We start from the raw sequence: 12,783 nt of genomic DNA, 5'->3' as shown, positions 1-12,783 counted from the left end.
GCACCGTCAGCCCAGGGAACATTCCGGCCCGAGAGGAACGATGCCGGTGGGGTTCAGCGCCTTGATCGAGTAGTAACCGCGCTTGATGTGGTCGACGTTGACCGTATCGCGCACGCCGGGGATCGCCAGGATCCGTTCCTGGTAGCGGCTCAGGGCGGGGTAGTCCGCGATGCGGCGCAGGTTGCACTTGAAGAGGCCGTGATAGGCCACGTCGAAGCGCACCAGCGTCACGAACAGCCGCACATCGGCCTCGGTGAAGCGATCTCCCGAAAGGAAGTCTCGGCCGTCAGCGAGACGATCTTCAAGTTCATCAAGCATCGCGAAGACCTCGCGGAATGCCTCCTCGTAGGCGACCTGCGTGGTGGCAAAGCCCGTGCGGTAGACGCCGTTGTTCAGGGCCGGATAAATGCGGTCGTTGAGCGCGTCGATCTCCTCACGCAGGTCTGCCGGATAGAGATCGACGCAGTCGTCTGCCAACTCTCCGAAGCCGGAGTTCAGCATCCTTAGGATATCGGCGGACTCGTTGTTTACGATGGTCCCGCGAGCCTTGTCCCAGAGCACCGGCACCGTTGCCCGGCCGGAGATGCCGGGATCGGCCCGGGTGTAGATCTCGTGCATGTAGGAAGCGCCCTCGGCTTCGGTCGGATCGCCAAAGCGCCAGCCTTGGTCGGACAGTTCCGGCTCGACCACAGAAACAGAGATCACGTCCTCCAGTCCCTTCAGCTTGCGCCCGATAAGCGTGCGGGATGCCCATGGGCAGATCAACGCGACATAGAGGTGGTAGCGGCCCGGCTCGGCTTTGAAGCCGCCCTCGCCGGTCGGCCCTGGCGCGCCGTCAGGCGTGACCCAGTTGCGGAAGCTCGATGTCTGGCGGACGAAGCCGCCCTTGTCGTCCTTGGCCTGGACCGGCTGCCAGTCCGCAACCCATTCTCCGTCTCGAAGCATGATCGTCTCCTTAGTTCCTGAGCGTGATGCCGGTGCCCCAGGGGTCGTTCAGGGTCAGTCCATCCGCGGTGCGGGTGCTGGCAATGTCGGCGCTTTCGGCGCGGGCGGCAATGCCCGTGATGTCCCCGGCGTTCTGGACAATAATCTCGACGGAATCGAGACCCGCCATTCCCTCGGGGCGTTTGCCGGCCCGGCGGCTGTTCCAAATATTGCCGGCAAGCTGGTGGTGGTAGCCGCCGCTGCCGTAGAAGCTGGCGCCGGGATAACTCGCGGAGATATCGAGGCCGAGCACGTCGCGGTAGAAGCGGTCGGCCTCGCCCGTGTCGCCCACCTGCAGGTGGACATGGCCGATGCTGCCATCCTCGGGGAAGCCTGACCATTCAGTGCCTTCGGCGCTTTGCAGCAAGTCCTGCAGGTCCAGCGGATCGGTGCTCATCCGGATCTCGCCGTCGTCGCCGTGCCAAGCCGAGACCGGGCGGTCCGCATAGACCTCGATTCCGTTGCCCTCGGGATCGACGAGGTAGAGCGCCTCGCTGACGAGGTGATCCGACGCGCCCTGGAGCGGCACGCGCGCCTCGGCGGCATGCCCGACCCAACGGGCCAGGTCGGACCGCGTCGGCATCAGGAAGGCGGTGTGAAAGAGCCCGGCCTGCCGCGGATCGAGCGGGGAAAGGTCCGGGTCACCCTGAAGCTCCAGAAGCGGCACGTCGCCGGTGCCGAAGGTGATGCGATCACCGTCGGTCGCAACCGGGACGAGCCCGAGCACTCTCTGGTAGAAGGCGGAGACCGCATCGAGGTCACGCACCTTGAGCCGGACCGCGCCTATGCGCATCGGCGCGGTCGTCATGTCGAAGAAGTGGGTGGCGGTGGTCATGGCAAGGTCTCCTTGGGATAGAGTGCGGCCGCGGGAGGATCCCGGCGGCCGACGGGGAAGGTCAGGCGAACTGGCCGAGACGGCGGTCGGGTTCCGGGATACGGAGGGCGAAAGCGCCGCGTCCCAGGACAGCAACGACGCCTTGCACCACCGTCCAGAAGAGCGGGTATTCCCAGCCGCCCCCTTCGTTCGAGAAGCTCCAGCCGAAGCCTGAATGGGCCCAGACAGAGCCGAGCAGAATCGCGACGAGCGGGATCGAAACGGCGCGCACACCGACGCCAAGGATCAGCGCGAGCCCGCCGCCGAGTTCTCCGAGAATGGTCAGATAGGCAAAGAAGCCGGGCAGGCCGAGGCTTTCGAAGAAGGCCACGGTGCCGGGGATGGTGAAGAGGCTCACCTTCATCCAGCCATGGGCGAGAAAGGCCACGCCACTCGTAACGCGAAGGACGAAAGCAGCATAGTCTGCATTGGTTCGGGTCGTCATGTCATTTGCTCCGCTCAGAAGGTTCAGGAAAACTGCCAGCGCGGCGCGATCCCGGTGCCGTGACCGAAAACGTAGCCGAACTGGATGTTGAGGAAACCGATGGGCTCCAGGTAGCGGGCGTTGGCGAGCGGGCCGGCATCGACCGGCTCGAGGCCGATCTCGGCGGCCAGGGCCTTGACCCTCTCGCGTGCGGCCTCGTCATCGGCTGCGACGAAGGTCTGGATAAGCCGGCCATTCACCTTGAGGCCCGTGCCGTAGTGCTGGGCGAAGACCGTGTTGAACGCCTTCACCACCGTCGCGCCAGGCAGCCGGGAGGCGATCTCTTCGGCAGCCGAAGTCTTATGACCGACCTGGAGACCCGAAAAGTCCTCGGTCACCGGGTTCGAGACATCGATGACAGTCTTGCCGCTGAAGTTCGCCTTGCCGGCAAGATCCGCCACGGCCCCATAGGGCGTGGCCAGGACCACCAGTTCCGCCTGGGAGACGGCGGCAGAGAGATCGTCGTTGCGGCCGATGGTGGTTACCTCATGGCCGGCCTGGCTCAGCACCTTGGCGAGACCGGAGCCGACGTTTCCGTTTCCGATAACTGCGATACGCATTGCATTCTCCTTCAGTTTCCCGCCCTCGGGCGGCCTGTTGTTCACTGAAGTCAAAGTAAGGCTTCCCCATCTTCCATAAAATGACGATGTTATTGAATGACTATCGCGATTTTGTTCTTAAAGGGGGCGATATGGATATCGTGGACGAACTCAAGGCTTTCGTGGCCACCGCGCGGACCGGCTCCTTCACTGCCGGAGCCGAGCAACTGGGGGTCTCGAACCGCCTGACTTCGAAATACGTGGCCGAACTGGAGGCGCGCCTCGGCACGCGGTTGCTCCAGCGGACGACCCGGAAGGTCGGGTTGACACCGGCCGGGGAGGATCTCCTTGCGCGGGCGCCGGCCGTCCTCGACGAGCTTGATGCTCTCCTGAGCAATGTCTCGGAAGGATCGCGCGGCCTGAGCGGGATCGTCCGGGTCTCGGCGCCCGTGACCTTCGGCGAAGTCTACGTGGCCGGCATGCTGGCCCGGTTCGCCGAAGCGCACTCGAATCTGACCTTCGACCTGAGGCTGGATGATCGCTACGTCGACCTGGCCGCCGACGGCATAGACCTGGCGTTCCGGATAGGCGTGTCAGAGACACTTTCGCTCAAGACCCGCAAGCTTGGTGTCTTCCATAGCTGCCTGGTGGTCCATCCCGACTACGTGAAATCCCAAGGAGCTCCGCAATCACCTGACGAACTCGTGCATCACGCCTGCATCGTCGACATGAACCGTCGCCAACCGCATCGGTGGGTGTTCAAAAAGAACGACACCGAGATTGTCACCCAAGTGCGGGGCCGGTTTCATGTCAACTCGGCCAGGGCAGCAATCGAGCTGGCCGCGGCCGGCATGGGGATCGCCTTTCCGCCCCGGTTCGCCATTGCGGACATGCTTGAGACGGGCCGCCTCGTTCCCCTGCTGGAGGATTTCGACATGGACATGGGACCGGTCAGCGCCGTCTATCTCGAAGGTCGGACCCTGCCTCGAAAGATACGAGCCCTTATCGACTTCGCCGCCGAGGATATGCAGACCACTCACTTGCTTCAAAAAGCGACGACAAGCTGATCAAGGCTGGCGGAGCTACACGTGGGCAACCTTCGAGATGTGCCGGTGAGCGTCTGCTTTTCTTCGAAGCCTTCGTTTCCGAGGTTGTGCAATATTGGGTCTTGTTCCGGATGTGTCCCGCCGATGACCCAGACATTTGCCTTGCCGCGACCAGACACACATCGGGTTGCAGGCTTCTGCAGCCCCGCCGTTTCCGGGTCAGGCCGGACGAATGAACATGCGGTCATCCTCATGCGCGGCAGCGTCGTCTGAGCGGATGGCGCGGTAGCAATGCCACGTCGCATGTCCCAGCAACGGGAACACCAGGATCAGCCCCAGTCCGGCCGTGAGTAGGCATAGGACAAACAGCACCACTACGATGGCACCCCAGGCGATCATCACCCCGAGGTTGTTCCAGACCATCGCCATGCTGATCCCGAGCGCGGAGAGCGCGTCGGTCCGTTCCGTCAGCAGCATCGGAAAGGCGAAGACGCTGATGGCGAAGGAGAAGGCGGCGAAGAGCGCACCGACGGCAGAGCCGACCAGCAGCAGGGCCCAGCCAGTGGGAGTCAGGAGAAGCATCGGCACGATCTCCTCGGTGCCGGGAAAGGCCACCATGCCGAAGAACAGCGCATAGATCAGAACCGCCGCGCGCATCCACAGCAGGAAAAGCCCCAGAAGCATGACCCCCATAAAAACGCCGGCCCGGCCGGACCGAAGCCGGACGAAGAGCATCGGCGCGAGGCCGACGGGTTCGCCTGCCTCCAGTCGCCGACTTTTTTCATAAAGCCCGCCGGCGATCAGCGGCCCGACCACCATGAAACCCGCCAGCGCCGGGAACAGCGCATAGTCGAACTCCAGACGAAACAGGAACCAGACCACGGCGACCGAGACGAGGAAAACGCCGAGGCCGTAGACCAGACTCGGAAGCGCGTGGGTCCAGAGATCGCGCCACCCGGTACGCAGCCATGTGAAGGCGGTGCGCCACGGCAGATCGCGGGCGTGCGGGCTCGGGCGCGCCAAGGGTGGGACCACCTTCGGAATGACGCCGCCGGCGTGCGGATTGTCGGGCGGCGGCGGGGTGTTGTTCTGGCTCAGCATGACGGTTTCGCCGGGCGGTGGGTGCCGGCGCCTTCCTTGGCGGTTTCAACGCAGCTCGGTTGCGACGACAGCGAGACCGAGACGAGATGGATATTGGCGGCCACAAAGACGGCCACCACCAGCAATGCGGCGGAGATCGCCAGAACACGAGGCCGCTCAATGGTCATTCCGGGTCCCCGTCAGCCAGCGAGGTGATGTAGATGGCAAGCATCTTGCGCTGCGCCTCGGTCAGACGGTTTTCCCATGCGGGCATCCAGCCCTGTCGGCCACCATAGATCGTCTCGAACAGCGCTTCATCCGAGCCGCCGTAGATCCAGTGGGTGTCCGTGAGGTTCGGGGCACCGAGGTCCTGCATGCCCGCACCATCCTCGCCGTGGCAGCTTGCGCAATTGTCGGCAAAGAGCGTGGCGCCTTCCTCCAGCCGCTCGGGCGAGGCGCCGCTGTCGAGGCCCGCCAGCGACTGCACGTAGTCCGCTGTGATGCGGATCTGGTCCCGGTCGAGCATGCCGTCGCGGCCGAACGCCAGCATCTCGGCATAGCGTGTGTCGGGATGCGGAGCGTTGATGCCGACACGCAGGGTTTCGAGGATCGTTTCGTCGTCGCCGCCCCAAAGCCAGGCGTCATCGATCAGGGAGGGATAACCGGGGCCGCCTTCGGCGCGGCTTCCGTGGCAGGCCACGCAATTGTCACCGAAGAGTGCGGGTGCTGTCCGGTCGACGTGGGCCATGAGCAGGGTGTCGTCACGGATTCTGTCCAGCGGGAGCGCGGCGATCCGGTCCGCCCAGACGCCACGGGCGGCATCTGCGGCTGCCACGCGCTCTTCTACCTGTTCCTGCTGATCAATGCCCAGCAGCCCGCGGGTATAGGTGTTCACCAGAGGCCACGCCGGCATGAGCACCCAGTAGACCAGCGCCCAGACGTGCGTGACGATGATGAAGAACCAGACCGCCCGCGGCACGCGGGTGTTCAGCTCGGTGATCCCGTTCCATTCGTGACCCGTGGTCTGGTGCCCGGTGAGGGGATCGCGCTCCTTTACCGACATGGCCCATCCTCGTCATCCAGGATGCTGTTGGCGGCTTTGTCGAAGCGTTTGCCGAGCGACGGCCAGTAGGCGTAGACGGTGATCCCCACGGACAGGGCGATGAGGTAGAACAGCCCGAAGGACTTGGCGATCAAAGAGGTCAGGTCATGGGTAAGATCCATCCTGTCACTCCTCCCCGAGTGGCTGATTTGCGAAGGCGGCGTCCGTGAGCCCGCCGAGGATCTGGAGGTAGGCCACCAGGGCATCCATCTCCGTGACGCGGTCCCGCTGTCCGTCGAAGTGGCGGACGCTGGTCGCGTCGCCATATCGCTCGCTTACCACGTCGGCTGCGTCGGTGCCGGGCCGCGCCTGGCCGCGGGCGTCGGCATCGGCATTGGCGATCTGTTCGTCGCTGTAGGGCACGCCCACCGCCCGCAGGGCCGCAAGGCGATCCGGCAGGCTCTCTGTCTCGAGCGTCCTTTCCAGCAGGAATGCATATTGCGGCATGACCGATTCCGGCACCACGGCGCGTGGATCGACGAGGTGTCGCACGTGCCAGTCGTCGGAATACTTGTTGCCCAGCCGGGCAAGGTCCGGCCCGGTCCGCTTGGAGCCCCAGAGCATCGGGTGGTCGTATTGGGATTCCACAGCCAGCGAGTAGGGCCCGTAGCGGTCCACCTCGTCCTGAAGCGTGCGGATCATCTGGCTGTGACAGGCATAGCACCCCTCGCGGATGTAGATGTCGCGCCCGGCCTGTTCCAGAGGTGTGTAGAGCCGCATGTCCGGTGCGGCCTCGACCGTTTCGTCGATGGTGAAGAGCGGCGCGATCTCGACGAAACCGCCCACACCGGCGGCGACGATGATCCCGAGGGTCAGGGCCATCGAGTGCCGCTCGGTGCGGTAATGGGTCCGGGCGTGGAACTCGAACAGTCGGGCGAAGGGGGAGAGGATCTTGCGAAACATCAGGTCACTCCGCTGCCGGAACGGCAGGCTCGGCCGCTTCGGACGAGGTGGGGTAGTCGCGTTCCGGGTGTTTTTCGGGGGCATGCCGGATCGTCATGTAGACGTTGTAGGCCGCCAGGATCGCGCCGGTCAGGAACAGGGCACCACCGCAGGCCCGCGCGACGTAATAGGGATGCATGGCCACCAGCGTGTCGGTGAAGGAATAGGCCAGCGTGCCGCTGTCGGTGTAGGTGCGCCACATCAGCCCCTGGATGATGCCGCTGTTCCACATCGCGAAGACGTAGATCACCGTGCCGGCCAGCGCGAGCCAGAAGTGCCATTCCACCAGCTTCCAGGAATACATCGTCTCGCGCTTCCACAGCAGTGGGACGACGGAGTAGATCGAGCCAAAGGTGATCAACGCCACCCAGCCCATCGCGCCGGCATGGACATGCCCTACCGTCCAGTCGGTGTAATGCGACAGCGAGTTCACCGCACGCACAGCCATGAACGAGCCTTCGAAGGTGGACAGCCCGTAGAACACCGCCGCCACCATCATGAAGCGCAGCGTGGCGTCGTCGCGCACCTTGTGCCAGGCGCCGTTCAGCGTCATCAGCGCGTTCCCCGCGCTGGCCCAGGAGGGCACCAGCAGCATGACCGAAAAGGTCATGCCCAGCGTCTGCACCCATTGCGGCAGGGCGGTGTAATGCAAATGATGCGAGCCGGCCCAGATGTAGAAGAACACGATGCCCCAGAACGACAGGATCGACAGGCGGTAGGAATAGATCGGCCGCTCCGCCCGCTTGGGCAGGAAGTAATAGAGCATGCCGAGGAACCCGGCGGTCAGGAAGAAGGCGACCGCGTTATGGCCATACCACCATTGCGTCATCGCGTCCTGCACGCCCGCGAATGCCGAGTAGCTCTTTGCTCCTGTCAGGCTGGCGGGGACGGCGAGGTTGTTGACGATATGAAGGATCGCCACCACCAGGATGAACGCCATGTAATACCAGTTCGCCACGTAGATATGCGGCTCGTTCCGGCGCGCCAACGTGCGGATGTAGAGCACGAAGTAGACCACCCAGACGATCACCAGCCAGATGTCGGCATACCATTCGGGCTCGGCGTATTCCTTGGATTGGGTGACGCCCATCAGGTAGCCCGAGGCGGCGACGATGCAGAACAGGTTGAAGCCCAGCAGCACGAACCACGGTGAGACATGTCCCGCCAGCCGGGCCCGGCTGGTGCGTTGCATGACATGATAGGACGTCGCGATGAGGGCGTTGCCACCGAAGCCGAAGATCACCCCCGACGTATGAACGGGGCGAATGCGGCCAAAGCTCGACCACGCCGCATCGAAGCGCAGGTCCGGCCAGGCCAGTTGCGCCGCGACCCAGACGCCCATGCCCATACCGACGACGGCCCAGAATAGGGCAATTACCAGCCCGGCCTTGGTCGGGTCGTCATAGTAGTTGACCGTGCGATCCTCGGCCGGTTCGGGCTCGCCAATCGCACGCAGGACGAAGAAGGTCGTGATACCGGCTGCAATCAGCACGATCGCGCCGTGGCTCCCCATCGGATCGCCTCGACCCGCTGCGGCCATCACCAACCCGACAGTCGCCATGACGACACAAATCATCAATGCGATCTGGCGTTCGGCACCTGTCAACCGCTCCATCATCTGGCAACCTCCCGGTCAGTTCTATGTCTTGGTGGCAGCGGACGGTCCTCCGTCTGGAGTATCCGGCGGGCATCGCCTTCCGGGTCGTCGAACTGGTCGGTCTTCATCGCCCAGAAAAATGCTCCGAGGCCGATTGCACCCATCATCAGCGTCACGGGTATCAGCAGTAGAAGGATGTTCATGTCCGCCCCACCGGCGTTTGCCGGCCTGATGCGAGGCGAGCTTGAGCCTCGGCACACAGGGTGTTCAGGCGCTGCGCCGCCGGGACAATCTCGTCGATCTCACCCGCTCCGGTGCCGCAATAAAGCGGCATCTGTTCAAGATCTCCGGTCGTGGTGCGCAGGGGCGAGTCCGTGCTCTGGCGCAGCCGCGGGATGAGGCCGTCGCGGGCGATCACCTCATGTGCGATCCTCTCGGGGTCATGTCCCATCAGGGCCGGGCCAAAGGTCTCGGTGACGCTGTTGCGGAGGACGCGCACGACCGATCCCTTGGGCCAGTTCAGCACGAAGCCGTCGGTCAGGACGGTATCCTCTCCCTGGGCGGTCACGACCCGTTGCTTGTGGTAGTCGTGGGCGAAGGATTCGGCCGTGGCCAGGAAGGCGGTGCCGCACTGGACGCCCTGCGCCCCGAACGAGAGCGCCCGGGCCAGCCCCTTGCCGTTGCTGATGCCGCCCGAGGCGACAACCGAGAGAGCCGTTGTTTCCAGCACGGCCCGAAGCAGGTCGAATGTCGGGGTGCGCCCGTGAACGTGGCCGCCAGCATCCTGCCCCTGTGCGATCAACACATCCGCCCCGGCGGCTTCGGCCTCCCGTGCCGCGCGCAGCGTGCCCACCTGGTGCAGCAGGAGAGCGCCTGCCGTCTTCACCCGGGCAACTGCCTCGGGCACCACGTCCCAGAAGAACGAGAACACCTCGACCTCCATCGCAAGGCAAGTTTCGATTTGCTGGTCCAGCAGGCCTGGGTCGGTGGCTGCGGGGATGAGGTTGACGGCAAAAGGGCGGTTTGACAGCCGACGATAGGCCCTGATCTCCGAGGCGATCAGTGAAGGCGCTTCGCGCACCATCCCCAGCGTCGGGAAACCGCCGGCATTGGCGACCGCGGCGGCCAGTTCGGCGCGCGCGACGCCTCCCATACCGGCCAGGATGATGGGATACTCACATCCCAGCAGATCGCAGAGGGGGGTGCGAAGGGACCCGGGTTCAAGCGTCATGACTTGCTCCCCTTGAGTCGCTGCTTCAGGTAGTCCCGCAGGACCACAGCTTGGTTGTGGTCCCGGTCCTTCGCGGCGAAGAGCAGAGTAACGGGGCCAGCTCGGCACCATGCGAGGCAGTGCTCGACAGCGTCCGTGTTGTCAGCCAGTTCTTGCAGGTAGCGGTTGCGGAATTCTCCCCATTTGTCCGGGTCGTGGTCGAACCATTTCCTGAGCTCGGTGGTCGGCGCGATGTCCTTGATCCAGTCATCGTGCCCGAGACAGGTCTTCGAAATACCTCGCGGCCAGATCCGATCCACGAGCAGCCTCGCGCGGTCCGTGCCGGACGTCTCGTCGTGAACGCGGGCAATATCGATATCGAATTGCTTCGCCATGCGAGGGTCAAACCAGTTTCGGGATGCCGGTGCCTTTGGCATCCTCGACCGCGAAGTTGAGCGACCGGGCGATGCGTTCTGCCCGCTCGATGACATGGGAGGCGCCTGCGGGTGTGCAGATCTCCTTCGCGGTCTCGCGAAAGATGGTGAGCCACCGCTCGAAATGGCCCCAGTCAATCGGCAGACCGACGTGCTTGGGTACCGGGGCGCCATGATAGCGGCCTGTCATAAGGGCAACGGAGGACCAGAATGCAGTCATCCGCTCCAGATGCGGTGGCCAGTCATCGATGCGCGCCGCGAAGATAGGGCCAAGAACAGGATCCTTGCGGACCTTGCCATAGAATGCATGGACCAGCTCGCGCAGCACCGCGTCATCGAGTCCGGTCCGTGCCTCGAGATCGGCGGTGATCTCCGGGCGCGCGGAGGGGCTGCGCGATGAATAAGGCTGGATGGAGGTCATCGGTGTGGCACCTTGGTCGCAGTTGTATTGACGGGGTACGTCTCCCAAGTGGTATTGTAAATACCTATTGTGGTCGAGCGCAATCGCGCGAAACCGCGCAGAGCTTGACTGGCGGAGATCGGCGCGGGATCAGGGCATGGGAGACGCTGGGATGAGTGAAGTATCCAAAACCGACAGCGGGTTCGTTGTGGAAGCAGCCGCCATCGCGCGGGCCTTCAAGATCACGGAAGAGCAGGTCCGGGAAGAGATGCGGAACGGACTCATCAGCAGCCGCTCCGAGAGCGGAGCGGGCGAAGACGAAGGACGTTGGCGCATGACCTTCTACCGTGCAGACCGCGCGTTCCGTCTCGTTGTCGACGCAGAGGGAGAGGTGCTGTCGCGGGGAAGCTTTCCCGTCACTCCGCGATCGCGGTCAGTGCGCCGGGATTGACACTCGACGGGCGGCAAGCAACGATCAATCCATGGTCAGGTATCAGATCAAGTTCCGGTTTCTTCTGCTGAACCGCCCTTAGCCCCGGGCGGTTCGCGGGCGTTCTATGCGCAGCGATCTCCCGGGGACATCTCGAGAAAAGTTCAGAGATTGTCGGAGGCAACTCCAGGGGGAAACATGGCCATACCTGACGTTACGGGATCAACGATACCGCGACACGGAAAGCCGGAAGCGGGTAGCGGGGATTGCAAGTGCCGCCTGACAAAAGCCGATCGGCTGGGAATCGAGAGATTTCTGAGCTTCGCCGGCAACAGCAGTGTCGCCTACTCCCAGCTCATGCTGGATCTTCTATACCAGAAACTGCAGGTCGCCGTTGCCATAGAGGGTGCGGCACCGTCCGATGTTGCCACATTTGGCAGCTACATTTCCTGCGTGGTGGATGGGAAAGATATCGAAAGTGGGGTTCTCAGTTTCGGCCTGGTGACGCGTGCCGGAGAAATCCCGATTCACTCTCTCCTGGGGGCCACGCTCATCGGAATGTCGACCGGGCAACGCACCAAGCTGCTGTCCGAAGACGGCACCACCCGGTCATTGGTGGTAACCCAGGTGGGGGCGCCTTTTACCGTGTAGTGACGGGTTGCAACTAATGCGGGCGCTGGAGCATCCGAAGCGGGGACTATCGGCATCAACGGCTTGCCTGGAGGCGGGACGGCCTCACTGGTCTTCATTTTCCGACTCTCGGAAAGGTTTCCCGCCTCGGCCTGAAAGAGTCAGCGCGGCGGGTGGTGGTGGCATCTGCTGTTCCGAGGACCCGGCAAAGTTTGACTTGGCGCCGGAAACTTCATAGCGTGGCTCGATGTTTGTGTTCTCATGCAAAATCAGAGGCCGGTCGTTTCCGGGATCTCTGCTGAACCGCTCCCTGCCCCGAGCAGGGGGCCGCATGCGCTGACCTCCACGCTCGGGGATCTTCTTCACCAACAACTTTGGATTCTTGAGGCTTGCGTCGAGCAGGCCGAGGAGAAGATATGCGAACATCAAATGAAATGGCGATTTTCGCTGGAAGATCAGGCAACGAGGCTGCCGCGATTGATAGCCGGGCGTTCGCAAGCGTCGAGACCATGCGACCGCTCCAATCGTTCCTTTCCAAGCGGGACTTCTGGCACCTGCAAGAACTGCGGAGGGAATGCGCAGCTATCGAAGGCGGTGTCTTTCCTCTGCTGTCCCACCTGATCCGGGCAAAGCTTCAGGATGCATATATTCTGAATCCCAAAGAAGAGGCCGGAAACGTCGCCACCCTGGGCTCACGTGTGACCTACTCTATCAGGGGGACGGCACCACAATCGAGGACACTCTTTGACCATGGTTTTGCACATGATCAGGGAGGTATCCCGATCAAGACATTCCTCGGGGTCACCTTGCTCGGAATGAAAGTGGGACAGACAGTGCAGCTCCTTAACGCAAGTGGGACGACAGAGCCGCTCGAGCTTGTTGCGATACCGTGGCAAGTCGAGGCGAAATAGCAGCGAGAACGTATCTGACTGGCTCTGATGCTGTAACCGCCCCCCGACGGCATCGCTGTGCCAAGGTGGGATCGCAACAATCCTTAATGGGAGGCGGTCATGTCAAAGATTACCACGGTC

General features: G+C 63.3%; 18 protein-coding genes. 4 read left to right on the top strand and 14 right to left on the bottom strand.

Features of this window, described 5'->3' with window-relative positions; translation table 11 throughout:
* Positions 1-6: 6 nt before the first annotated feature.
* The 4 genes from C8N44_RS20925 to C8N44_RS20910 form a co-directional block, all read right to left on the bottom strand.
* Positions 7-945 carry a glutathione S-transferase family protein gene (locus tag C8N44_RS20925; RefSeq protein ID WP_107978712.1) on the bottom strand — a complete coding sequence of 313 codons (939 nt, stop codon included), beginning with the start codon at positions 943-945 and terminating at the stop codon, positions 7-9.
* Positions 946-955: 10 nt separating this feature from the next.
* The gene (locus C8N44_RS20920; RefSeq protein WP_107978711.1) at positions 956-1,819 is read right to left on the bottom strand and encodes a VOC family protein; all 864 of its coding nucleotides are present in this window, start codon (positions 1,817-1,819) and stop codon (positions 956-958) included.
* 61 nt (positions 1,820-1,880) lie between these two features.
* Positions 1,881-2,303 carry a DoxX family protein gene (locus tag C8N44_RS20915; protein ID WP_107978710.1) on the bottom strand — a complete coding sequence of 141 codons (423 nt, stop codon included), beginning with the start codon at positions 2,301-2,303 and terminating at the stop codon, positions 1,881-1,883.
* A gap of 23 nt (positions 2,304-2,326) precedes the next feature.
* A complete protein-coding gene (locus C8N44_RS20910) occupies positions 2,327-2,902 on the bottom strand; it encodes an NADPH-dependent F420 reductase (RefSeq protein WP_107978709.1) in 576 nt (191 codons plus the stop codon).
* Between the two features lie 131 nt (positions 2,903-3,033).
* Here C8N44_RS20910 and C8N44_RS20905 point away from each other — a divergent pair, with 131 nt between their 5' ends.
* Positions 3,034-3,948 (top strand): LysR family transcriptional regulator, encoded by a 915-nt coding sequence (locus C8N44_RS20905; protein ID WP_107978708.1) that lies wholly within the window; start codon positions 3,034-3,036, stop codon positions 3,946-3,948.
* A gap of 198 nt (positions 3,949-4,146) precedes the next feature.
* On the opposite strand, the gene C8N44_RS20900 is transcribed toward C8N44_RS20905, so the two are convergent.
* Genes C8N44_RS20900 through C8N44_RS20860 form a run of 10 tightly spaced genes read right to left on the bottom strand, consistent with a single transcriptional unit; the run spans position 4,147 to position 10,713 of the window.
* Positions 4,147-5,028, bottom strand: a complete 882-nt coding sequence (locus tag C8N44_RS20900; RefSeq protein ID WP_107978707.1) for a DUF2189 domain-containing protein — start codon at positions 5,026-5,028, stop codon at positions 4,147-4,149.
* Positions 5,022-5,195: a hypothetical protein gene (locus C8N44_RS23600; protein ID WP_170121110.1), complete on the bottom strand. Its 174-nt coding sequence runs from the start codon at positions 5,193-5,195 to the stop codon at positions 5,022-5,024. The genes C8N44_RS20900 and C8N44_RS23600 overlap by 7 nt, the downstream gene beginning before the upstream one ends.
* On the bottom strand, positions 5,192-6,070 hold the full coding sequence (gene ccoP, locus C8N44_RS20895) for a cytochrome-c oxidase, cbb3-type subunit III (RefSeq protein ID WP_107978706.1): 879 nt from the start codon (positions 6,068-6,070) through the stop codon (positions 5,192-5,194). Before ccoP ends, C8N44_RS23600 begins: the two co-directional genes overlap by 4 nt.
* Positions 6,061-6,231, bottom strand: a complete 171-nt coding sequence (locus tag C8N44_RS20890) for a cbb3-type cytochrome oxidase subunit 3 (RefSeq protein ID WP_107978705.1) — start codon at positions 6,229-6,231, stop codon at positions 6,061-6,063. The genes ccoP and C8N44_RS20890 overlap by 10 nt, the downstream gene beginning before the upstream one ends.
* Positions 6,232-6,235: 4 nt before the next feature.
* Positions 6,236-7,012 (bottom strand): cytochrome-c oxidase, cbb3-type subunit II, encoded by a 777-nt coding sequence (gene ccoO / locus C8N44_RS20885; RefSeq protein WP_107978704.1) that lies wholly within the window; start codon positions 7,010-7,012, stop codon positions 6,236-6,238.
* A 4-nt stretch (positions 7,013-7,016) separates the two neighbouring features.
* A complete protein-coding gene (gene ccoN, locus C8N44_RS20880) occupies positions 7,017-8,669 on the bottom strand; it encodes a cytochrome-c oxidase, cbb3-type subunit I (RefSeq protein WP_107978703.1) in 1,653 nt (550 codons plus the stop codon).
* Positions 8,666-8,851 carry a cbb3-type cytochrome oxidase assembly protein CcoS gene (ccoS, locus tag C8N44_RS20875; RefSeq protein ID WP_107978702.1) on the bottom strand — a complete coding sequence of 62 codons (186 nt, stop codon included), beginning with the start codon at positions 8,849-8,851 and terminating at the stop codon, positions 8,666-8,668. The genes ccoN and ccoS overlap by 4 nt, the downstream gene beginning before the upstream one ends.
* Positions 8,848-9,879, bottom strand: coding sequence for an NAD(P)H-dependent flavin oxidoreductase (locus C8N44_RS20870; RefSeq protein WP_107978701.1), 1,032 nt, complete (start codon positions 9,877-9,879; stop codon positions 8,848-8,850). The genes ccoS and C8N44_RS20870 overlap by 4 nt, the downstream gene beginning before the upstream one ends.
* Positions 9,876-10,253: a DUF488 domain-containing protein gene (locus C8N44_RS20865; protein ID WP_107978700.1), complete on the bottom strand. Its 378-nt coding sequence runs from the start codon at positions 10,251-10,253 to the stop codon at positions 9,876-9,878. Before C8N44_RS20865 ends, C8N44_RS20870 begins: the two co-directional genes overlap by 4 nt.
* 7 nt (positions 10,254-10,260) lie before the next feature.
* Positions 10,261-10,713 (bottom strand): group III truncated hemoglobin, encoded by a 453-nt coding sequence (locus C8N44_RS20860; RefSeq protein WP_107978699.1) that lies wholly within the window; start codon positions 10,711-10,713, stop codon positions 10,261-10,263.
* Positions 10,714-10,864: 151 nt separating this feature from the next.
* Between C8N44_RS20860 and C8N44_RS20855 the strand changes: the two genes are divergently transcribed.
* From C8N44_RS20855 to C8N44_RS20845, 3 genes are all read left to right on the top strand, one after another.
* Positions 10,865-11,143, top strand: coding sequence for a DUF6522 family protein (locus C8N44_RS20855; protein ID WP_107978698.1), 279 nt, complete (start codon positions 10,865-10,867; stop codon positions 11,141-11,143).
* Positions 11,144-11,320: 177 nt separating this feature from the next.
* On the top strand, positions 11,321-11,773 hold the full coding sequence (locus tag C8N44_RS20850) for a GreA/GreB family elongation factor (protein ID WP_107978697.1): 453 nt from the start codon (positions 11,321-11,323) through the stop codon (positions 11,771-11,773).
* A 395-nt stretch (positions 11,774-12,168) separates the two neighbouring features.
* Positions 12,169-12,663: a GreA/GreB family elongation factor gene (locus C8N44_RS20845; protein ID WP_146178888.1), complete on the top strand. Its 495-nt coding sequence runs from the start codon at positions 12,169-12,171 to the stop codon at positions 12,661-12,663.
* Positions 12,664-12,783 lie beyond the last annotated feature (120 nt).

This window comes from Allosediminivita pacifica, assembly GCF_003054175.1.
Taxonomy (GTDB): Bacteria; Pseudomonadota; Alphaproteobacteria; order Rhodobacterales; family Rhodobacteraceae; genus Allosediminivita; species Allosediminivita pacifica.
Note: the sequence above shows the minus strand (reverse complement) of the source record. Positions and strands in the feature narration are given on the sequence as shown.